General features: G+C 39.0%; 12 protein-coding genes. 9 read left to right on the top strand and 3 right to left on the bottom strand.

All coding sequences use genetic code 11. The features are described from left to right. Window positions 1-81: 81 nt before the first annotated feature. Together H4J62_RS09285 and H4J62_RS09280 are read right to left on the bottom strand one after the other, a co-directional pair. A complete protein-coding gene (locus tag H4J62_RS09285) occupies window positions 82-4,272 on the bottom strand; it encodes an alpha-1,6-glucosidase domain-containing protein (RefSeq protein WP_182214115.1) in 4,191 nt (1,396 codons plus the stop codon). 273 nt (window positions 4,273-4,545) lie between these two features. After that, window positions 4,546-6,684 carry a pullulanase-associated domain-containing protein gene (locus H4J62_RS09280; protein ID WP_182214113.1) on the bottom strand — a complete coding sequence of 713 codons (2,139 nt, stop codon included), beginning with the start codon at window positions 6,682-6,684 and terminating at the stop codon, window positions 4,546-4,548. Window positions 6,685-7,238: 554 nt separating this feature from the next. Between H4J62_RS09280 and H4J62_RS09275 the strand changes: the two genes are divergently transcribed. From H4J62_RS09275 to H4J62_RS09235, 9 genes are all read left to right on the top strand, one after another. Continuing rightward, on the top strand, window positions 7,239-10,250 hold the full coding sequence (locus tag H4J62_RS09275; RefSeq protein WP_182214111.1) for a TonB-dependent receptor: 3,012 nt from the start codon (window positions 7,239-7,241) through the stop codon (window positions 10,248-10,250). Window positions 10,251-10,333: 83 nt separating this feature from the next. Further along, complete coding sequence (locus H4J62_RS09270; RefSeq protein ID WP_259364630.1) at window positions 10,334-11,923, top strand: tryptophan halogenase family protein; 1,590 nt, start codon at window positions 10,334-10,336, stop codon at window positions 11,921-11,923. 20 nt (window positions 11,924-11,943) lie between these two features. Further along, window positions 11,944-13,668 (top strand): CRTAC1 family protein, encoded by a 1,725-nt coding sequence (locus H4J62_RS09265; protein ID WP_182214109.1) that lies wholly within the window; start codon window positions 11,944-11,946, stop codon window positions 13,666-13,668. 96 nt (window positions 13,669-13,764) lie between these two features. After that, complete coding sequence (locus tag H4J62_RS09260) at window positions 13,765-15,744, top strand: vanadium-dependent haloperoxidase (RefSeq protein WP_182214107.1); 1,980 nt, start codon at window positions 13,765-13,767, stop codon at window positions 15,742-15,744. 41 nt (window positions 15,745-15,785) lie between these two features. Further along, window positions 15,786-17,198, top strand: coding sequence for an MFS transporter (locus H4J62_RS09255; protein WP_182214106.1), 1,413 nt, complete (start codon window positions 15,786-15,788; stop codon window positions 17,196-17,198). Between the two features lie 168 nt (window positions 17,199-17,366). Then, window positions 17,367-18,902, top strand: coding sequence for an amidase (locus tag H4J62_RS09250; RefSeq protein WP_220470057.1), 1,536 nt, complete (start codon window positions 17,367-17,369; stop codon window positions 18,900-18,902). 104 nt (window positions 18,903-19,006) lie between these two features. Beyond that, complete coding sequence (locus tag H4J62_RS09245) at window positions 19,007-19,585, top strand: peroxiredoxin family protein (RefSeq protein ID WP_259364631.1); 579 nt, start codon at window positions 19,007-19,009, stop codon at window positions 19,583-19,585. 372 nt (window positions 19,586-19,957) lie between these two features. Continuing rightward, complete coding sequence (locus H4J62_RS09240) at window positions 19,958-20,125, top strand: hypothetical protein (RefSeq protein WP_182231334.1); 168 nt, start codon at window positions 19,958-19,960, stop codon at window positions 20,123-20,125. A 347-nt stretch (window positions 20,126-20,472) separates the two neighbouring features. Then, window positions 20,473-21,084 (top strand): fumarylacetoacetate hydrolase family protein, encoded by a 612-nt coding sequence (locus tag H4J62_RS09235; RefSeq protein ID WP_182214104.1) that lies wholly within the window; start codon window positions 20,473-20,475, stop codon window positions 21,082-21,084. Window positions 21,085-21,481: 397 nt separating this feature from the next. Here H4J62_RS09235 and H4J62_RS09230 read toward each other — a convergent pair whose 3' ends face one another. Then, window positions 21,482-23,533: an EAL domain-containing protein gene (locus H4J62_RS09230; protein WP_182214102.1), complete on the bottom strand. Its 2,052-nt coding sequence runs from the start codon at window positions 23,531-23,533 to the stop codon at window positions 21,482-21,484. Window positions 23,534-23,536 lie beyond the last annotated feature (3 nt).

Here is a 23,536-nt window from a genome sequence, read left to right as displayed (position 1 = left end):
CCAAGAATATTCATCCTCAGCGCTTTCTATAGTGTTAGCCCAGCTTAAGTACTTAAGCTGTTCGATTAACTTACCTGATGACTATGGCTGACATTCTTGTATCGCTAAACGGCCAACATTATAGCCTTTACTTGGGTTTGCGCTGTCGAGTGTTAGTAAAAAGCTGTATGAGCCTGCCGCCAGTGTCGTATTGTTATTGGCGTCGCCAGCGTTATTATAAGCAACAGGGTAATTGATACCTAAGGCTAAATTCTCCCCTTCAATATCGTTACTATCGTTTTCTTGTACCCACAATTGTGTGGTCCAACTACCGTCATCTGAAGCCAGTTTAAATTGCATTGCCCCGTCAAATTCAGCTACGGCTTGATACCGGTTATTGCCTTTGTAATGTAATCGAAACTCTTCAGTGGCATTCCACGCTGAATGATCGCCACGAACAAAGAGTTGGCCACTACCATTAATATCAAAAGGAATGTCGTCGCTTGAATCAACTAAAGCAGCACAATCTACTGTGGTGTTTTTGGTCACAATCGTTAAGCTTGGCGTCGATGTGCTGGCATTTAAGCTAAAGTTATAATTACCAGCAGTCGTGGTGGTTATTTCTATATTACCACTGTTATCGGCCGATGCTGTTATTGAGTTATCAGTGAAGGTGACATCACTAAAGGCGAGGTCTACCGCCGCCCAATCATCAGAACCCACTTTAAAAATATGCGTGCCAACCGCTAAGGTGAAATCAATCACATAGTCGCCGTTCCCTTGATAAGTAAACATATCGATTGCTGTTAAACCGTCGTCACCCCAATTATTCATTGACCCACGTAGGTAAATACTTGTCTCGCCATAAGGGGCGGGGTCAGGCGCATTTAAGGTCGCATCTGCTGCTAAACCAACGCCTTGTGCCATTGCTTGTGGTTTTACAAAGACTGCAGTAGTTAACGCAGGTACAGTGAAGGTGCCTTTTCCTGAAGCCTCAACAAATGATGCTGTTTGAACATTAGTATCGGCAGAGCTTTGTTGTACGCTGTGCAACTCAAAGCCGGTCGCAGTTAAAATACTTTGTGATTGCGCGGATGCAGTGCCGTTTATCACCACAACAAGTGCATCAATATTCTCATCAAGGTCAGTTAGACCGTTACCATCATCAATACTCATCACAATTAAGCCCTGAGTCTGTTCGCTACCGGTATTATGAAAACCTAAACGTGCACTAATATCAGCTTGCGTGGTTAACCTAAACAAAGGGCTTGAGGCGCGAATACTCAAAAACTCTTTAAATATATTTGATGAGAATTCAATATCACTGGCTTGTGGCGCTGTTTCGCTATTATTGATCAGTGCTGTCATCAACGACCACTTACTTTCATTGTCTTGCGCAAGTGGCAAGCCGACATTCCAGTTATTGGTACTCATAGTGAAATCAACTCTATTGAACCAGTCACCGGCATCATAAGTGTTTCGGTCCATTGATTTTGAGCGCAGTAAATCACCACCCAGTTGGAAAAACGGAATACCTTGACTGATTAACGGCAAAGTCCCGGCAATATTTTGTATGCGCACGCGATCATTAAGACTAACTTCGGTTTCAATGCCATATTGCAGTTGATCCCATAAGGTTTCATTATCATGTTTTGAGACATAGTTAATGATGTCGGCAGGGTCTTTTCCGTAAGAAGGCTTACTAAAGGTACTACCCGCTTTGATGTTGTCATTCTTATCTTGTAGTTGATAATCTTTTTGGGTACCAGCAAGTCCTAAGCGAATAATGTCTTGGTCATTTAAACTACCAGCACTTTTAAATAAAGAGGCACTGCGAATAATGTCGCGAGGTCGATCGTTAAACGTACCGATTTGCGAACCCGTCATATTATTTTGATCCGCTTGTTGATAGCCTTTATCATCACGCGTCCAACCTTCACCGTAGAAATAGTTGTCGGTGTCTATTGCTTGTACAGCGGTGCGAGCACTTAAAATCGATGCTTTTGAATTATTACTCATAATGTCAAAACGAAAGCCATCAAACTTATAGGCTTGTGACCAAGTAAGTAATGAGTCTTGCATGAGTTTATGCATCATTTCATGTTCAGGCGCTGTATCTTGGCAACAAGTTGCTGTTTCAACATTACCTGAGGTTAAATCACGGCGGTGATAGTAACCGGGTACTACTTTATCAAGCACTGAGTTTTCCCATAAACCCGAAGAGTTAGTGTGGTTGTAAACAACATCTAAAACAACACGTAAGCCCATTTCGTGCAAAGCTTGGTTCATCGCACGCATTTCAGTTATGCGAGCGACACCATCAGGATTTGATGAATAACTACCATCGGGCGTTGTGAAGTGTTCAGGATCATAACCCCAATTAAAGCTGTCTAAGCCTCGCAATGATTCGGCAAGCGCTTGTGCAGCTGTGCTGGTCGGGTCGTAACTGGCGAATACCTCGGCTAATGTATCACTAGCATTTTCAACACCACAAACAGGCGCGTCACTTTTCTTAGCACATAATTCGCTGACGGTATTATCAAGGTTAATACGATTAACGGCATCTTCATTTATGCTGGCAATATCGTTGGCGGGTAATAGTTGAAAGTGTGTTAAGCCTGCGTCAGCAAGAGATTTTAAATGTGTTACGGGTACAGAGGTTTCTTCGGTAAAGGCAAGGTAGTTACCTCGGTTTTCTACACGGGTGCTGGCGTCTAAAATACTAAAGTCACGTATGTGGCCTTCATATATAACACTGTCTTCAGGGTTAACAACTTTAGGAACGGTGTGACTGTCCCATCCGATGGGTTTTAAATCACTATCAGCTAAATTAACAAACTGAGAAAAATCGCCATTGGTTGATAAAGAAACCGAGTAAGGGTCTGTGGCTTCAATTGTTTCAATACGCTGATTTTGTTGATGATAAACAGTTAACTCATAGCGATAAAATAAGCGGTCTACTGTGTTTGGCGCGGTAAATGACCAAATACCTGTTGCTGCGTCAAGGGACATCGTATGGCTTGACTGTAAAGCTTTACTTGCGTTGTACACCTTAAGGGTAACTTGCTGTGCTGTCGGTGCCCAAAGTTTAGCGCTTATCTCGCTAGCACTGTAAAGAATACCTAAATCTGCTTCGTTAGCATCGTTATTTGCTGAGGTATATAAAGCGTCTAAGATACGGGGTGTTTGTAGGTAAGTTGCGGCGATAAGTGAATCGTCACTCGCATATGAAATTGCCAATAATTTACCGCTAAGCATTGATTTGGCTTTACTTACCGATGCTGATGTTGCGGTAAATGCCGCTAAATTTTTATAGCGAGGCATATTAAGTGAAATCGCAGGGTGTTCGCCACCAGCTGCGGGGAGGTACTCAAGGTAGTTATCTCCAGAAATACCGTTTTCACCATCAAAAGCTAAGTCGTCAGTGGTTGAACTATAAATGCGTACTTTAGCTACGTTGGTACCGGCGTTCCAAAAAACGGTATTTTCATTGGCCCAGTGCGCAGCAACATCGTTAATTAATATGCCTGTTGGAAGTAAGGTCGCCTGGGCATATACATCACTGATACCTGATAGTGTCCAAGTCATGCGATCGCCGCTTAAATCAGCTTGATGGTCGATGCCACCTAAGTCTTTATCATCACCTTTATGAACAATAAAGTTAGCACAATCGCCATAACCTGCTTTTAAATCGATAAGCCAGTAAGCGCCGTAATTTGGATCTAGCCCTGTTTGTGCTTGCCCCGTTGCCCAGTCAGTATCGGCGTTGGCATAAGCGTCACAAGTCTCGTTGTTCCATAAATGTATGATCCAATCGCTGTAAGTTGCGTCCGCACGGTTATAGAAAATGACTAATTCGTTATCACCTGCAGTAACTATTGGCGCTGGTAATCCCGCTGTAGCAATATCAAAGGTCAGGCTAGCAGTAGCACTAGCATTACTCGGGTCGGTAACAGTCAAGCTTGCCTGATAGTTTCCTGCGCCCGATGAGGTCACGGTTGTTGAAGTATTGTTTGCACAATCAGCGATGGTCACTGTTGTTAAGCCATTGCCTGGAGATAATTGACAAGATAATGCATCGCCGTCACTATCGGTAACAGACCATGAATAAACGATTTCCTTAGGTGATGACTCAATAATTTCATGGCTGAAATTCGTCATAGTTGGCGCATTATTCACCTTGTCAGGTATATTAACTTTATCACCACCATCACTGCCTCCACCGCCACAAGCACTTAATGCGGTGGTAACCGTTGCTATAAGGGCAACCTTTTTAAATTGAATTATTGTCATCTTATCACTCTTAGGTTTATGCAATATTTATCTGTTGCACATTTGAGCTACGCTAGATAAATATTATTTTTAATTATTCCTTCATACTAAAGAGTAGACTGGTTAATGAATAGCCATTACATACGTATTCAAGACAGATTAATGACCTTTTATTTACTGTTTAGCCACGTTTTGTTGACGATTGATAAGGGAATTATAGGCATAAAAAAACCGTGATAAATCACGGTTTTTACAATGAGATGCATTTACTACATCAATAGTAAATTTATTTGATTAGTTGGTTTTCTCAGTAATCGTTAACATAGGTCTTGATGGGTTAATTGCGTTCAATGTAAAGACATAAGTCGCTTCTTTAGTTACATCAAAAGTAATATCAGCACCGGGTAATGTTAAGGTTTTTGCTTCACCGGCGGTTAAGATATTATCATCAACAACACCGCCAACCGTAGAGTCTTCTTCCCAATCAGCAGAGGCAATTTTAAAATTATAGCTACGAACGGGTAATAACGTTTCTATTGTATAAATACCTGCAGCATAAGTTAGTATATAAGCCTCTTCGGTAGCCCATCCATTCATGTCGCCTTTAAGGTACATAGTACGTTCTTGGTAAGGGGCAGGCGCTTCGGTTACTGTTAATTTAGGCGCGGTAAAATCAGTCGCATCTAAAGTGAAGGTTAATATTTTATTTTCAGTCACTTCAATGGCAATATTATCTTCACCCGGTAAGGTTAATAATTTTTCTTCACCGATAACAACATCACCTTCGCCAGCAAAAGCACCCATAGTAGAATCGTTTTCCCAGCCATCTGACGCTATTTTAAAGCCATACTTTTTAGTGTTATCAATCAATGCATTTACCACGTAAGTGGTGTCGGTAAGTGCAAAGTCAAAGTTAGGTGTTGTTGACCAATCGTTCATGTCACCTTTTAAATACAAAGTGCGACCTGAATAAGGTACTGCATTCTCAATTGTTAATATTGGGGCACCTTTATTGGTAGCATCAAGTATAAATCGATAAGTACCCGCTGCAGCGGCAGTGAAATTAATGTTTTGAGCAACATCTTCACCAAAAACTAATGTGGTGGCAGTATCAAGTGGCACAACGGCACCTTCGGTAGCAATACCGAAATTAGTCGCATCAGTCCAATTAGCATCAGCCACTTTAAAGGCATAATCTTGCATTTCTAATGGATGTAAAGAGGTGTAGATATTTTCACCCTTATATACCATAGGAAGGGCATTAGCCCATTCGTTCATGTCGCCTTTAACATAAAGTACTTTGTCATAAGCAACTTCAATAACGGTTAACGTTGGTGCTTCAGTATCTGAAATATCTAAAATGAACTGGTAGTTACCGTTGTTAGGAATGGTAAGGCTAATGTTTTTACCTAGCTCTTCACTGGCAATCAATGTTTTACTTTCGCCAAGAACGACTGTTTCATCACCTTCACTTGCGCCAAAGGTATTGATAACATTCCAATCTGCATCAGCAACTTTGAAATTATAAGCTGTCGCTGAGCCCGTAACGGCTAGTGCCATCGTGTAGACACCTTCAGAGTAAACAAATTTATTGCTGTCGTCTGTGGTTTCCCAGTCAATGAGGCCGCGTAAATAAAGTTCAGCTGCGCCATCAACAATAGTTGGCACTGCATCTGGGTCGGTTACACACTCGTCACCCGCTTCATTAGCTATAAGTGGCGCTTCACACTCTAAAGGTGCCGGTGTTGAGCCACCAGGAACAACTAAAGAGGCAAACGTTCTTGGGAACGGAAAGATAGTGGTTTCTTTTTCTAATAAGAATAATTCACCGGTATTAACTGTGCTTATATCAACAAGAATATCATCTTCACCTGAAAATTTAACTGAACCAATAGCATCGTAAACAATAAAGTTAATACAATTAGGTGGATCGATAGTATTCATTACCCAATAGGCGCCAAAATTATCATCAATACCTGTCCATGCTAATGAAGAGCCCCAAGGTGTGGTCCCTTCAGGACGATCAAAATCTGCATAGGAGTTACAGTCAGCGTTATTCCAAGCGTGCAAACCGGCAAGGTTATAATCTATCGCGCTGCCATCAGTTGGTGTTTCAAATTGAAAGTAAATAACTAATTCGTTTGCCGCTGGTGTGTAAGCTGGTACGGGCATAGTGATACCGTTAGAGCCATCAATCCATGCCTCTTTGCTCATTTCACAAAGTTGAGTGTCAGGGTTGGCAACTTCAGGGTAATTACAGGGGGTAATTACTAATTCACATGCATTACCTGTTTCGTTAATTGTTTCTGGTGACTTACACCAAAGAGGGGATTCAGTAACAGCATTACTTTCATCACTTCCTCCACAGCCTGCTAATACACTAACCAATACGGCTAACGTAGCAAACGATAATTGTTTCATATAACCAGTCATAAATGACATCTCCACTTAAATGTTGATAAGGTGCTAAGCCGTTATTTATATAGCAAACTTAGTACGTTGTTTTTATTTTAATAATTGTTATTGCTTTATATTGTTACTGTCACGTAATCAAAAAACGGTCTTAATCATCCATTAAAAAGTAGCTTCAGGTTATGTTGAATCTAATTTCATCATCCTTTCACTGGGGAACGATGTTATGCCGCGTTGACTATAAAACCTAATGCTGATGTTATGAATACGTATTCAAAGACCTACAGTAATCTGCTTTTATTCTTACTTTAATTTTTTAAGGTTATGTAATAAAAGGAAATAACGAGTTTACTTGCTTTCTAGAACCATCTTATTACTAAAGTTCGCTGATGGGTAATCGGTTGTAACTGTGCAAAAAATGATTACTATGAAGTTGTCACCGTAAATCTTGAAACATAAATAGATAGGGAATATCTCATAAAAATAATTGACTCCAACTCGCTGTGCGTTATCAACCATAGTGCAAGTGTAAGTAGGGGCTTCTCGATAATACATATTATTAGGAATATGAAACAATGAACAAATTCAAGCCAAATATATTAACACTCAGCTTAATAGCTGCGGGTTTATCATTTGCTAGTGTTCCCAGTTTTGCTCAAGATGCTCAAGAAGAAGTAAAAGCGCAAACTGTTAACGTTAACAAACCAAAAACATTAGAAGAAAAAGAAAATGCAGTAGAAGTTATTGAAGTTAGAGGTTTTAGAGGCAGTATTATTAAGTCTTTAAACACTAAACGTTTTTCAGACACTGTCGTTGATGCGATATCAGCTGACGACATTGGTGGTTTACCCGATGTATCTATAGCCGATTCTTTAACACGCTTGCCAGGTGTTACCTCTGTACGAATCGATGGCCAATCAAGCGAGCTGAATATCCGTGGTTTATCAGGTGGCTTTGTATTTTCAACATTAAATGGTCGTGAACAAGTTTCAACAGCAGGTGGACGCTCAGTTCAGTTTGATCAATTTCCTTCAGAATTAATTAAGCAAGCGCAAGTGTATAAATCACAAAAAGCGTCGCTTATAGAAGGCGGTATTGCCGGTACTATTGAACTAGAAACCGCTAATGCGCTAGATAATGAAAAAGAAACTAGCTTTCGTTTTTCAGCTCACGGAAATTGGAATGATGCCGCTGCTGGCAATGAAGATTCTGCTGACTTTGGTCGCCGCTTAACCGCTTCTTATCAAGCCAAATTCTTAGATGACACGCTTGGTCTTTCATTGGGTTACGCCGGTATGTTTCAGCCTACTGTGTCGAGCCGTTTCGTAAACTATCAATTTGACGACCGAGATTTATCAGAAACATATGATGGCGGTCCAGAAAGTCTATTAGTTTCATCTGGCTTTGAAGTTAATGAACGTGGTGGTGAAGATAGTCGTGATGCTTTTGTTTTGGCGTTAAATTGGGAACCTCGTGATGATTTACGTTTCCAATTTGATGGTTTTCATTCAAAGTTTGACTCAGAAAAATGGGATCGTGGTTTACGTATATCAGGCATAAATAACATTGCCAGCCCAGGACAGTCTTTACTCTTAACCGATCCGCTTATTGCTAACGGCGCACTTATCGGTGGTACCATCTCTCGTAATCCTAATGGTGATGCCATTGCGCCACCTTATAAAGGGTCTGATCGTAGCTTAAATATTCAAACACAAGCCGATGATAATACGACGAACAGTGAATTAAGCTCATTTGGTTTAAAGGGTGAATGGGAAATTAATGATGATTTATTAATGACCGTTGATTTTGCCCATTCTCAAGGTAAAGAGACCAGCAAAGATCAAGTTATGCGTATGGCTTATTTTAAAGACTCTAGCGCAGCAACTCCTATTATTGATAACGACATCATCTTTAGCTATAAACTTAATGGCTTAGAAAACCCTGATTTAGCCTTTAACCAAGACTTTACCGATACCGACCACATGATGGTTACCAGTGCAGAGTCATATCCAAGTATCGAGTCAAATGAATCAAATGCTGTACGAGTTGATTTCGCTTACCAACTTGAAAGTGACATCTTTAGTTCAGTTGAATTTGGTGCCCGTTTATCGGAACGTGAATACGAACTGGGCCGTGGTCGTTTCTTATATGGTACTACCGACGCAAATATGCGTAATGGTCAATACATCACTTATGCAGGTACCGATGAAGAAGGTAACCCGATAGAAACAGAACGTTTTGCTCCATTTCCATTATCCAATGAAAACTCGACAGTAACGAGTATTAACGGTGACTTACCGGGTATGCCGAGTTTCTTAGCGGTTAACAACAACGATATTTTAAATGCTTGGATCCCAAATGTTGATCGTACGCCAGTACGTGACTGGAATCATAGCTGGACAATGACTCAAAATAATATTGTTGAAGAAGAAGTTACCGCAGCTTATGTGCAATTAAACCTAAACGCTGAACTGTTTGGTTTACCGTTAAGCGGCAATGTAGGTCTTCGCTATGTTGGCTCTAAACAAAGCAGCACAGGTTTAGTCAATGTGGGAGCGGGTAATGGTGATGTAATTTATGATGATGTTGGCGGTACAAGCGACGAATTCCGCCGTGAAACAGTCAGCGAAAGTTATAATGATTTATTACCATCTTTAAATTTGAATATTCAATTGTCTGAAGACGACCAATTACGTTTTGCTTACTCAAAAGTTATGTCACGTCCAGATATGCCATCAATGGCTAACAGCGGTAACTTTAGGTTTAATTCAGCGGATGACGGTCGAAACTATATTGATTTAGACAGTTCAACTAGCCCGTCAATACGTCCGTTTTATGCAGATCAAATCGATATTTCTTATGAGCATTATTTCTCTGAAACCGATGGCGCGTTTGTTTTTGCTATTTGGAACAAAGACATTGAAAACATGCCAGGTACAACCACAGATAAGAATTTTGATTATCAGGCTAATGGTATTGCTGTACCAGCAATCCCTGATGACAAGACGCATGCTGAGTACGATAGCGAAACTGGGGAGCCCATTGGCGAACCACTCGTTTGGGAAAATGGCACTTATTCACACGCCGCTAATAACGCAGAGGCAGGTTATATTCGTGGTATTGAAATTGGATATACGCAAACTTTTACCTTTTTACCTGATATGTGGAAAGGCTTAGGCGCTAACATCAATTTTTCTTACACAGAAAGTGAAATCGAACGTCCGTCAAATGTACCGGGTGAAGATGGTCAGCCAGGTCCAATCGAAGGTTTATCACCACGCGTATTTAGTGCAACACTTTTTTATGATTACGAAGATTTGTTCACCGCGCGTGTTAGTGCTCGTCATCGCGCAGAATACTTGAGTCGTCAAATTGCGATTGGTGATTCACAATCAGCGTATTTCCAAGAAGAAACGATTATTTCTGCACAAATGTCGTATAACTTTACTGAGAATCTACAAGGAGTCGTTTCTGTTGATAACTTAACAGACGAACCGAATATTTCTTACTTTGGTGATACTTCACGTACCGGAACAATTCAGTACTTTGGCCGCACGGTTTACTTTGGTATTAATTATTCAATGTAAATGAAAACTTAAAAAGGTGTGGATGAAACCACACCTTTTTTATTTGTCGATAGTCATGGTAATTTTTTAAGCAGTAAAAATTAATGATAAATTCAGCCTACCCAGATAAAACAGCACAAAGCACTTCCCCAAAAAAACTTAACATGGTGATTTTAGGTGGTGGTACTGCAGGTTGGATGACCGCTAATTTAATGGCTAAAAAGTGGCAAAACCACCCCGTTTCAATAACGTTAATTGAATCTCCTTCGCTCGGTGTTATTGGTGTTGGTGAAGGCTCTACACCACAATTAAAAAGCTTCTTTGACAAAATAGGTGTCACCGAACAAGAATGGATGCCGCAATGCAATGCGACCTATAAAAATGGCATATTATTCAATGGCTGGTCAACACGAGTAGGTTTTGAAAGTTATTTTCATCCTTTTACTTCGCTTATCGATGCCCATACGGCTCCTGCCTTTGTCTATAACACTCAGTATCGTCGTAAAGGCTTTAACGTCGATTGTCATCCTGATCGTTTCTTTTTGTCTGCACAATTAGCTAAACAAAAAAAATCTGCGGTTGGCGAATATAATTTTCCTTTCGATATTGGCTATGGCTATCACTTTGATGCCATTTTATTGGGGAAGTTTTTAGGAAAAGTTGCGCAGAAAAAAGGTGTTAAGCATATTTTGGCGCAAGTTGATGAGGTAAACGTAAATGATGCTGGCGACATTCAATCGTTAACACTCGATAACGGCGAGGTCATTGCCGGTGATTTTTTTGTTGATTGCTCAGGCTTTAACAGCCTACTTTTACAAAAAACATTAAAAGTACCTTTTATCAGTTTTAAAGATAACTTATTTAATGACAGTGCTGTGACCATCTCTGTAGCAAGAGATGAAAACGCTCAGCAAGGTCTTAACTCACAAACTATTGCTACTGCGATGAAATGTGGTTGGGCGTGGGATATTCCGCTAACTAACCGCACTGGAAACGGCTATGTTTATAGTTCAGAGCACTGTACTGGCGAACAAGCAGAGCTTGAGTTACGAGAAAAACTTTCATTGGTCGATGAAGCCGTAGACGTTCGTCACTTAAAAATGAAAGTAGGGCGAGTCAAACAACATTGGCACAAAAACTGTGTCGCTATTGGCTTGTCGCAAGGCTTTATTGAGCCCCTTGAAGCGACCGCTTTACATTTTGTCCAAGAGAGTATTGAAGGTTTTATTGATGATTTCTCTCTCGGTCTGTACAGCAATATTTATCAAGATAGATTTAATGAAAAAATGAATCATCGTTTTGATGGCATTCGTGATTATATTGTCGCTCATTATCGCTTGAGTTCGCGTGACGACACCGAGTACTGGCGAAAAAATAGCATAAATCCCAATATATCTAACAATTTAAAGAAAATAGTACAGTGCTGGGTCGCGGGTGATGATTTAAACAAAGCCCTAATTCAACCAGGTATGGTGAGTTTTTACCCACCAGTTTCTTGGCATGCTATGCTTGCCGGTTACGGTATTTTTCCTGAGTTATCACAAGACAAACAACTTGCCGAAAAATTTGGCGAGCAGGCTCTTGATGCAGCACATAAATATGACTTAGCGCATATAGACCAGTTTATTCAACGCTGTTCAGTAAATTTTGCTGATCATCAACAGTTTATTAATGACAAGCTCATTAATAAATAAAGTTATTGATAGGTATTCACATGAAAAACACGCGATCATCACTTTACGTTTACCCCTTTCTTTTCTTATTAAGCTTCGCACTTACTGCGCTATCAGGTTGTGGTGGCGGAAGCGCGAGTAACGATAAGCCTGTCGAGAAAACAGGTGTTGAAACACCTGTTTTAATTGGGCCACAAGTTGTTGGTATTGCTGCAAAGGTTACTGAGCTGGCTGCCATTGGCAGCGCTAGTCATCAGTGCCATGCCGTTGAGAATAGTGCGCAATCATTACAGTTTTCGGAAATTTCTCAGCAAGCGGGTATTACCTTTAGCCATTCAATGCCCGATGGTGATGGCGTATTAGGTATGTCTGGTGGTGTGGCTGCAGGTGATTTTGACAATGATGGTTGGGTAGATTTATACGCGATAGGTGGTGAAGGGCAAGCCAATGTTTTATTAAAAAATCAAGGTGATGGTACCTTTACCGACCGAGCTAGCTTTTCAGGTGTTGCTCAAAAAAATAAAGGCAGTGGTCCTGCTTTTGGTGATTTTAATGGTGACGGCTTATTAGATTTATTTGTTGGTGGTGTCGGTGGCGATGCGGCAAAGCTTTATGTTAATCAAGGAAATGAACAATACCTAGACATTACTGCGAGTTCAGGTCTGGTACTGCCGGGTAATAATTTTTCAGGCACTTGGGCTGACTACGATAAAGATGGTGACCTTGATTTGTTTGTTACTCATTGGACCGAAGAACGTAGCGGTTACTTTGCCTATTTTTGGCAGAATAATGGCGATTCAACCTTTTCAGATGTCACCTTTGAAGCCGGTATAAAAAATACCAGTAATGCCGATAAAACCTTAACCGCAACATTCTCTGATATTAATAACGATGGTTGGGTCGACCTACTCTTAGTAACAGATTATGCGCAAACCCGTCTTTACAAAAACAATAAAGATGGCACGTTTACCGATATCACTGACCATGAAGTGATAACAGATAATACTGGCATGGGCTCAGCAGTGGCTGACTACGACAATGATGGCGACTTAGACTGGTTTGTTAGCGCAATATCTTATCGAGACGAACCGGCAAAGTTAGGTTGGCTGTCTCCAGGCAATCGCTTTTATCAGAATCAGGGCGATGGCACTTTTCTTGATAAAACAGACGAGCTTGGTGTTCGTCATAGCTCTTGGGCATGGGCGACTTGTTTTAGTGATTTCAATAACGACGGCTTACAAGATTTATTTGTTGTTAATGGTATGTATGGCGAAAATATTGAAAAAATGTTTTTAGACGATCCTTCTCGACTCTTTCTTGCTAATGGCGATGGTACTTTTAAAGAGTCATCCATCGATGTCGGTATTGATGACAAGTCGATGGGGCGAGGCTTAGTATGTTTTGATTATGACAAAGACGGTGATCAAGATATTTATATTGCTAACCATGATGAGCCACCTAAGTTGTTTTGTAATAATGGCGGCAGTAAGACGGGTCAGAATAACTTTATCAATATCAAATTGATTGATGCAACCAGTAACTCTCAGGCCCTAGGGGCAAGGATATATGTCAGTAGTGGTGATATTCGTCAAATGCGGGAATTAAAATCAGGGACAAATTATGTATCACAAAACCCGGTTGAAGCACACTTTGGTTTAGGTAAGTCGTCAATAATAACCCGTATACGTGTGGTGTGGCCTGATGGCGAAGAGTCAGTGATCACTCAAGTAGCGGTCAATAAATTTGTGACTATCGAGCGTATTTAGCCGCTATTGACTAATTATTTAGTTGCTAGCCAATAATTGTTAGAATCAAAATAAGTATAAAAATAATAAGTAGACCTTATGATTAAGCCGAGCAAAATGAAAATAGTAAAAAACATTATCCTGCCACTCATGTTAAGCCCATTATTATTAACGGCTTGCGGTGGTTCAAGTTCAAGCAGTAAAAATGAAGTGATTGTTGCTGCGCCAATAACAATAACACCCGAGCGAAGTGGACAGTCAGTTGCAAGACAGTGGAATGAAGTTTTACTGCATGCGATACGAAATGACTATGCGCGCCCTACGGTACATGCTCGAAATTTATTCCATATTTCATCAGCAATGTTTGACGCTTGGTCTGTTTATCGCCCGCAAGTGAAAGCTTTTTTATGGGGCAATAATGTTGCTGGGTTTAATTGTCTTGCACAAGCCGTTGATTTGCCTATCGACATTATCCCTTTTCAAGAGCAAGCGATAAGTTTCGCCAGTTATAAAATGATCAAACATCGTTTTCGCTTATCACCTGGAGCCAATAATATTATTGCCACAGCGGATGCTTTAATGACGCGCTTAGGCTTTGATGTTGATGATACTTCTGTCGACTATGCTAATGGTTCAGCTGCAGCTCTTGGTAATGCTATCGCCCAATGCTATATCAATTTTGGCTTACAAGATGGCGCTAACGAACAACAGTTTTACAGTAATCGCCATTACCAATCGGTTAACCCTGCGTTAGCTTTGGGAACTGGGCAGTCGGGTAACCCGACTATTGTTGACTTAAATCGCTGGCAACCCCTTTCTATTCAGGGATATATTGATCAAGCAGGAAACCCTGTTGACGATATGCCTGAATTTTTAAGCCCAGAATGGGGACAAGTTGTTCCATTTTCCTTATCTGCAAATGACAAAACTGTTTTTACCCGTGATGGATTTGACTATCAGGTTTACCATGATCCAGGGATGCCGCCGTTGATAGGTTCAGATACAGCGGATTTATATAAGTGGGGCTTTTCGTTAGTCGCGATATGGTCAGCTCATTTAGATGAGAATGACGGTGTCGAATGGGATATATCGCCAAAAAGTATCGGTAACATTAATAGCTTTCCAACAACCTTTTCTCAATATAATGAGTTTTACAATCAACTTGACGGCGGAGATACCAGTGCCGGTTATATCCTTAACCCAGTAACTAACCAACCTTACCAAGAGCAGATTGTGCCTCGTGGTGACTATGGCCGAGTACTCGCCGAGTTCTGGGCAGACGGTCCTGAGTCTGAAACACCGCCGGGTCACTGGTTTGTCATCCTAAATACCGTTAGCGACCATAATTTACTTGAAAAACGTTGGGCGGGTACTGGCGAAATATTAGGTAATTTAGAATGGGATATAAAAAGCTATTTTGCCATGGGGGGTACTATGCATGACGCGGCAATCGCAGCTTGGGGGATCAAGGGGCGCTACGATTATATTCGACCTGTTTCAGCCATTCGTGCAATGGCCGACCTAGGACAAAGTAGCGATGAGCAATTACCTTCTTATCACCTTAACGGAATTCTTCTTGTCGATGGTTACATCGAACTTGTTGGAGCGAACGATGCATTAGCAGGGGACAATAAACAAAATGTCGGAAAAATTAAAATTTATGGCTGGAAAGGCCCAGATTACATTAACAACCCCGCTACTGATAAAGCCGGTGTTGATTGGATTTTAGCTGAGAATTGGTGGCCTTATCAGCGTCCCTCTTTTGTGACCCCACCTTTTGCCGGCTATGTATCTGGGCATTCTACTTATTCTAGAGCCGCTGCCGAATTAATGACCGCAATGACAGGTTCACGATACTTCCCTGGCGGAATGAGCGAATTTGACGTGGTTGCCAATGAGTTTTTAGTTTTTGAACAAGGGCCAAGTGTCAATATGACCCTGCAATGGGCGACTTATCAAGATGCTTCTGATCAATGTAGTCTGTCACGTATTTGGGGAGGTATTCATCCACCTGCCGATGATATTACCGGTCGCTTAATTGGTGAGAAAATAGGTAAAAATAGTTTTGAGTTTGTACAAGACTATTTTAGTCAATAACCTTTAATGCGACTGCAAATAATAAAAAGAGAATAATAAAAATGTTGGCCATTCAAAAAAACCTTAGTAAATCTTTCTATATGCTATTGAGCCTACCCGCAACAGCGATGGGGTTTGCTTTATCAGTACAGATATCAGCGCTTAGCTGGATATTAACTACTCAATACGGTCTTGATATTCATCAGGTCGGCTTAGTGTGGGCCGCAGGACCTATTGCGGGGATTTTAGGACAAGTTATAGTTGGTATTATTAGCGATAATGTTTGGTTTTGGAATGGCCGTCGCCGTCCGTTTATCCTCATCGGTGGTGTGTTAGCCGCTATGATGTTATTGGCTTTACCCAATATTGATATTGTTTCTTCATCACTTGGCATCTCAGGATTGCTCGGCGTAGCGATTGCTGTTGCGTTAACCTTAGATTTATCGATAAATATTAGTTTTAATCCAACACGTGCCATTATCGCGGATGTAACCCCTGAAGGTGATGCTCGCACTAAAGGTTATACCTGGATGCAAACGGTATCAGGCTCTTTTGGTGTATTGGCTTATGCGGTTGGTGCTACGTGGGGGAACTTTATACTTATTTATTTAGGCGCAGGATTAGTGTTTTTTCTATCAATATTAGCTCCTTTTTTTATTAGCGAACCCAAAGAATTATTAGTAAGTCAACGCGATGTTATTCAAGATAAAGTCTCGTTTACAATGGTGTTGATGAACATAAAACCCTTGTGGGGCTTCATTATTTACGATATTTATGCGATGGCTTTACAAATATCAGGTATAAAAACCGATCATTACTGGGCTGAAGTTATTGCGGCAATCATTACCTTGTATTTTGTTGTTATTACTTTATTTGCTAAAGAGAGTTGCAGTGATAACAGCATTGGTTTTAGAAAAGTATTAGCCGCTCATTCCTTCAGTTGGATTGGCGTACAAACGATGTTTGTTTTTATTATTGCTTTTCTTCAAGACAAAATGCCAAGTTTGTCAGACGATGATTTAGGCAAAGTTATAGCGATGAGTTTTCTCATTTTAAGTGCAGTGTCTGCTTTATTACCGGCATTTGTGCTTGAACCGATAGCTAAAAAAATAGGACGAGTAAAAACCCATACCTATTGCATCGCCAGTATGGCCGTTGGCTATGGATTAGTCGTCATGTTTGGAGATGTAAAAGAAGTGCTTTACTTACTTATGGCGTTATTAGGAATTGGTTGGTCTGCTATTATTAGTTTACCGTTTGCCATTATGTCTGAAAAGGTTGAACAGTCTCGTATGGGCCTATATATGGGCCTATTCAACTTGTCTGTTGTATTACCGCAGTTGTTAGTTAGCTTAGCGATTGGTTTATTCATCAGTAAAGTTGCCGATAAAAGTGTAGTGTTTCAAATTAGTGCTATTGCACTCGCAATTTCAGCGTTGGCTTGGACGAAAGTACAGGAACATTCAAAAGCTTAATTCAGACAAAATAACCTTATAAAACGATAAGTATTAAACAACTTATCGTTTTTGTATCGATTTAATAACAGCAATTAAAGATTCTTTTCGTTTAATTATTAGCCATCTATAGACAAGTACCCCCAATTTAAATTATAAAATGCGCAACGTTATATTTTAGGAATTAAGATGAAAATTTTTCAACCGTTAGCTTTATTATTTTTTTGCTCGGTAATGGCTTTTAATGTTCGTGCCGATATTAATGAAAATACCACCATTAACGACATTCATCAGCAAATGCAAAGTAAACAATTAACCAGCGAACAATTGGTGCAATTCTATTTAAAACGCATTGCGACATATGATGACAAAGGAATGACGCTAAATTCAGTGGTGCAATTAAATAAAAATGCCCTCAAGCAAGCTAAAGCACTTGACCTTTATTTCCTTAAAAGTGGCTTTAAAGGCAGCTTGCATGGTATTCCTATTCTGCTTAAAGACAATATAGATACTACTGATGGTATGGCAAACACAGCAGGCTCAACTGCTTTAGCCAATAACTTTCCAGATGATGATGCTTTTTTGGTTAAACAACTCAAAGAAGCTGGCGCGATTATCTTAGGAAAAACCAATCTAAGTGAATGGGCAAACTTTCGCTCAACCGCTTCATCAAGTGGTTGGAGCGGTTTATATGGACAAAGTAAAAACCCTTACGATATAACAACTAGTCCTTGTGGCTCTAGTTCAGGTTCTGGTATTGCTGCTGCGGCTCACTTCGCTACGGTAACAATAGGTACTGAAACTGATGGTTCAGTGACTTGTCCTGCGGCAATTAATGGGGTTGTTGGAATAAAACCAACCTTAGGCACCGTTAGTCGCGACGGTATTATCCCCATTGCCCATAGTCAAGATACAGCGGGCCCTATGGCGAGAAATGTAACCGATGCGGTTATTTTGTTAGCGGCAATGGTAAAAGCAGACCCAAGTGATCAAGATGTAATGTCTTCAACGATAGATTACCTCTCACATTTAAAGCTTGATGGTCTTAAAGGTAAGCGTATCGGTATTGCTCGAAATCTAATGGGTTATCATCAAGGGCTAGACAATGTTTTTAGTCAGGCAGTACAAGACCTTAAAAGCCAAGGTGCAGTGATCGTAGACGACGTTAATTTTGAAAACAAAGATCAGTGGGGCGATGCTGAATTTGAAGTGCTGCTTTATGAATTTAAAGACGAGCTTAATAAGTATCTTTCAAAAACAGCACCAGGCATGCCAAAATCACTCAGTGAAATGATTGAATTCAATAAAATAAATGCTGATATTGAAATGAAATATTTTGGACAAGAAATATTTTTGATGGCACAAGCTAAAGGGGACATTACTGATAAAGTTTATCTTGATGCACTCGCAAAAGCGAAACGTTTAACACAACAAGCAGGCATCGATGCGTTACTTGAAAAGCACAATCTTGATATGATTATTGCCCCAACCACAGGGCCCGCGTGGAAAATTGATTGGGTTAATGGCGACCATTATTTAGGTGCTGCATCTTCTGCTGCGGCAATATCAGGTTACCCTCATATTACGCTACCCATGGGCTATGTACATGGCTTACCTGTTGGCTTATCAATGTTTTCCGGCAAGTTACAAGAAGGTATCTTGATTGAAGCTGCTTTTGGTTATGAACAAGCGACTCAACATCGCGTTGCGCCAAAACTACAGTAATTATCTCTGGTAAATTAATAACAACTAGATGAAGTAAATAATGCAGATGCACGGTCTATAGTTTTAGTACAAACATTTACTTCATATAAGAGTTTATAAAAATTATGGTTGATAACAAAAAATATATACCGGTCATTGTCACTTTGCTTTTCTCGATGCTTTTTATTAACAGCGCTTTTGCCAAGCAGACTTCAATAAACGTTGGGCCTAAAGTGGGTGACAAAGCACCGGCTTTAACGGTAACAGATGCAACAAAATCAGTGGTTAACATTGCGGACTTAACCGCTGAAAAAGGATTGATCATCTTATTTTTTCGTTCAGCTGACTGGTGTCCCTTTTGTAAACGCCACTTAATTGAATTCAATGAATATGCTGATAAATTTAAAGCGTTAGGTTACGGTGTTGCTGCTATTTCTTATGACAGTACTGACATCTTAAACGGTTTCTCTAAGGCGCATCAATTAACCTATCCTTTGTTGTCAGATCAAGCGGCGGCGACGGTAAAAGCCTATGGTATTCTTAATAAAGATTACCAAATGGGCGATGATAATTATGGCATTCCTTATCCTGGTGTTGTGATTATTGACCCTGCAGGGACTATCTTTCATAAATACTTTTTTGAAGGTTATCGCAAACGTGTAAAGTTTATCGATTTATACCAGCAGTTAAGTACCATCAAATAAGCGATAGATTTTAGTCGTATAACAGCCTCTACTTTTTAAAATAGTAAGGAATAGAGGCTAAACAATAATAAATAGATAATAATTAAAAAAAATGTTTACTTTCACGTTTAAGCTGTTTATAGTTGTTCTGTTAATTATCCCCCTCTCGTTTATTTAACCTATTGTCACTTGTGATTAGTACTTGTGATAATCAATGTTATGTCTTTCCCTTTCACAGTCAGTCATCACTCAAATTACTAAGCCTAAATTGTTGTCTGAGGTTATCAAGATCCATTATTTCTTGATCAGATATTTATAAATATCTAAACGTTTTCACACAGTAATATGGCTTTTATTATTAATGCGCAGCAGCGCAAATTAAAGAGTTTTATTATGTCTTATACATATAAAGGAACGATTTATTCAATTAAATCACCTATTAATTTCATTTCAGTTAACAAACACAATGTTGTTGTTAACGATCAAAATGGTACTAAGTTAATCAAGTTTGGCAATAACACCGATTCTAAATGTTTTTTAGAATGGATATACCAAGCTTAATAACAAGATAAACCCTCAATTCAACACCATGAGTTGAGGCAATGATTTAAGTCGAATCTTAGCGATATAACCACTAAGCTTCGACTAAATCGCTACTTTTACTTCACTTCACTTCAATCAATCCCCCTGATTTATCAGATTTGGCTAATCTAGCTACAATATTCTTTGCTAATTTCTCTAAATATTTATTAAATTATATTTATCTACGATATCGATAAATGATTAAGTTATCCTATGTTACGATTTTGATGCTAGGGTGTTTTACTTAGCTATTCATTAGCCGATGGCCCCGCTAACTGATATTAATAAAAATTAAGTTAACCTATTAAGACAAAGGAACAACATAAATGAACAGTGTTAAGCATGATGGTCTCGACTTTATCCCTTCAAAGGTTGTCTGCATTGGCCGAAATTATGTCGAGCATATTGAAGAGCTAAACAATGAAATTCCAGCAGAGCCGGTAGTTTTTATTAAGCCTAACTCCGCCATTTCTAATGAGATAGAAAGCCATCAATCTGATGAAATACACTATGAAGGTGAGATCAGTTTTATTATTAAGAACAATAAAATTTCTGGTATAGGCTTTGGCTTAGATCTGACAAAAAGAAAGCTTCAAAATGTGCTTAAATCAAAAGGTCTACCTTGGGAGCGAGCTAAAGCTTTTGATAAATCGGCCGTATTTAGCAACTTTGCCAACTGTGATGGCGATTATAAAAGTTATAAAATGGAGTTATTTATAGATAACCTTCTTATACAATTCGCTAATTACCCACTGATGATCAACAAACCTGAAATGTTAATCACAGATATACAAAGTTTCTTAACCCTTGAAGATGGAGATATTATTATGACTGGCACGCCTAAAGGTGTGGGCATTATAAATTCGGGTCAGTTATTTACCGCTAAAATATATAAAAATGAAGAAATTATTATTGAACAATCTTGGCTTGTTCAATAACTTTATAGGCGCTAGATAAAAAGGGCCATTAAATATAGCGCGACTAAAATAAGATGAACGCTTTAATTAGTCGCCCTCCAACGCTGCCTCATCGTTAAGGAAGGTTCATTAATAAAGTTGTTTTATGGCGAAAGGGACGTCATATCGACCTTGTTTAGCGTATATCACTTTATAAAACTTCCTTCATCTATCGATAGTGCAAAAGACTTATACTCCATGTCAGATTTTAAAATATGTTTAGCTAGCCAGCTATAAAGAAATATCGCTATTTTATGATGTATATCGATATTATAATGTGTGAGTTTTTCTTCTAGTAAATGAAATTTATTTCTTAGCTCAGCGTGCTTTCTTATATGATCTTCAGTGTCAGGATGATTCGGTAAGTTAAATGATTTCATTAGCCATTTTCTTTGTGTTGAGCGTTATGTTGATTTTTTTGTTTGAATGCTAACAACCACTTTTCAAAATCACTCGCACTTAGCGGTTTACTATAAAGAAAACCCTGATGGTTGCTACAGCCTAACTCACACAACTTATCTGCTTGTTCTTGCGTTTCTATACCTTCAGCAATGAGGCTAACGTTGAAGGTTTTCGATAGCAAAATTAATGCCATTACTATTGCTCTGTCTTCTGGACAATTTACAATATTATCAACAAAGCATTTATCAATTTTTACATTATCAATAGGTAAACTTTTTAAGCGTTGTAACGAAGAATAGCCAGTACCAAAATCATCAATTGCGATTTTGACTCCTAATTCTCTCAAAGCCACCAAAATAGCAGTGTGATGATTATTATCTTCAGAAAAAAGAGATTCAGTGACCTCAAGTTCAATAGCATTACCAGGGATCATCTCCTCTGTTAATACTTTTTGTACCTGAGCAAAAAGATCATTGCGATCAAACTGTCGCAATGAGATATTAATCGCCATAACCCCAGTAAACAAATTATTAATTCTCCACACTCGTAATTGCCGGCATGCGCTTTTTAAGACAAAGTGGCCTAGCTCTTTAATAGCTCCGTTTGCTTCTGCTATTGGAATAAAAAGGGCGGGTGATATAATCCCCTGCTCAGGGTGAATCCATCTAAGTAAGCATTCGATGCCATAAACTTCACCATTATCAGCATTTATTTGTGGTTGATACCAGACTTCAAACTGTTTATTTTCAATTGCTTGATAAATTTCTCTATCAAGTTCCATCCTACGTTTAATTAACTCTTTTTCTTTAGTATCAAATAATGAATAATAATTTCCTCCTGACTTTTTTACTTTCATCATAGCAACATCAGCAAATGAAATAAGCTCTTTAACATCAAGTGAATCTAAAGGAAATGTACTTACACCAATACTTATCGTTGTTTTAAACTCACCAAATTTGGTCTTAAAAGGTTTTTCAAAAAGGGATAATATTTGTTCACAAATTTTATCTAAATTTCTTAGTGACTTTTCTCCCTCAACAACAACTATAAATTCATCACCACCACTTCTTGCTATAATGTCATTGTCACGTAATTTAGCATTAAGCCTATTTGCGACACTCTTTAATAACTCATCTCCTACTTCGTGTCCTAGAGAATCATTAATAGATTTAAACCTGTCTAGATCACAAAAAAGCACAGCAAAGTAAGTGGGGGTTTCACGATGAAGTTCAGATAAATGTTCAAGTTTTTCAAATAATAGATGTCGATTAGGTAAGTTAGTTAATGTGTCGTGATAGGCATGAAAGTGAACTTCTTCTTCAGATTTTTTTCGACTGGTAATATCGGTAAACTGACAAATATAATTAGAAATGTGACCGTTACTGTCTTTGATACTGCTTATATTTAACCACTCAGGGTAAATTTCACCATTTTTTCTTTTATTCCAAATTTCGCCTTGCCAACCCCCTTCATTAATAAGCTTTTGCCAAAATTGTTTATAAAAATATTTATCTTGTTTTCCAGAGCTTAGGATAGCTGGGGTTTTTCCCCAAACTTCTTCTTGCGTATAACCGGTTATATGAGAAAAACCTTTATTGACTATTTGTATATAACCTTGATTATCAGTCACTACAATCGCTTCATTGGAGTGGTTAAAAATTTGTTCAATAATAGAAATATTAGATTTAGTAATATCGTTATAATTAGTTGCTTTAAAAAAGAGTAATGTTTGTTCTTCGTTATTTTTTGTTAAAGAAAAAAAACAAACGTCTACAGGAAGCTGTCTGTTATCTTTTTGCTGTAAAGTTGAGCTGAAGTGACCAAAGTCAGGGTTACTGTTATTTTGCTGAACTTTATCTGCAGAAAACTTGTGTATTTTATCAATTGAATAACCGAGTAAGTCGGTCTTATCAAGCCCTGTCATCAGTAAGTATTCAGTGTTTACTGCTACTAATATGTAGTTAGCATTTAATGTTAGAATACCCGCAGTTATTTCGTCTTTCATTAACGCTTTGTCCAAATAGCCCATATT

Origin of the sequence: Colwellia sp. BRX8-5 (assembly GCF_014077325.1) — a bacterium.
GTDB lineage: Bacteria > Pseudomonadota > Gammaproteobacteria > Enterobacterales > Alteromonadaceae > Colwellia_A.
Note: the sequence above shows the minus strand (reverse complement) of the source record. Positions and strands in the feature narration are given on the sequence as shown.

Bases quoted from the DNA above. Each gene is read 5' to 3' on its own strand.
- H4J62_RS09265 (WP_182214109.1), top strand. From the start codon at position 11,944: ATGAAAAACACGCGATCATCACTTTACGTTTACCCCTTTCTTTTCTTA.
- H4J62_RS09285 (WP_182214115.1), bottom strand. From the start codon at position 4,272: ATGACAATAATTCAATTTAAAAAGGTTGCCCTTATAGCAACGGTTACC.
- H4J62_RS09240 (WP_182231334.1), top strand. From the start codon at position 19,958: ATGTCTTATACATATAAAGGAACGATTTATTCAATTAAATCACCTATT.
- H4J62_RS09280 (WP_182214113.1), bottom strand. From the start codon at position 6,684: ATGACTGGTTATATGAAACAATTATCGTTTGCTACGTTAGCCGTATTG.
- H4J62_RS09250 (WP_220470057.1), top strand. From the start codon at position 17,367: ATGAAAATTTTTCAACCGTTAGCTTTATTATTTTTTTGCTCGGTAATG.
- H4J62_RS09235 (WP_182214104.1), top strand. From the start codon at position 20,473: ATGAACAGTGTTAAGCATGATGGTCTCGACTTTATCCCTTCAAAGGTT.
- H4J62_RS09270 (WP_259364630.1), top strand. From the start codon at position 10,334: ATGATAAATTCAGCCTACCCAGATAAAACAGCACAAAGCACTTCCCCA.
- H4J62_RS09260 (WP_182214107.1), top strand. From the start codon at position 13,765: ATGAAAATAGTAAAAAACATTATCCTGCCACTCATGTTAAGCCCATTA.
- H4J62_RS09230 (WP_182214102.1), bottom strand. From the start codon at position 23,533: ATGGGCTATTTGGACAAAGCGTTAATGAAAGACGAAATAACTGCGGGT.
- H4J62_RS09255 (WP_182214106.1), top strand. From the start codon at position 15,786: ATGTTGGCCATTCAAAAAAACCTTAGTAAATCTTTCTATATGCTATTG.
- H4J62_RS09245 (WP_259364631.1), top strand. From the start codon at position 19,007: ATGGTTGATAACAAAAAATATATACCGGTCATTGTCACTTTGCTTTTC.
- H4J62_RS09275 (WP_182214111.1), top strand. From the start codon at position 7,239: ATGAACAAATTCAAGCCAAATATATTAACACTCAGCTTAATAGCTGCG.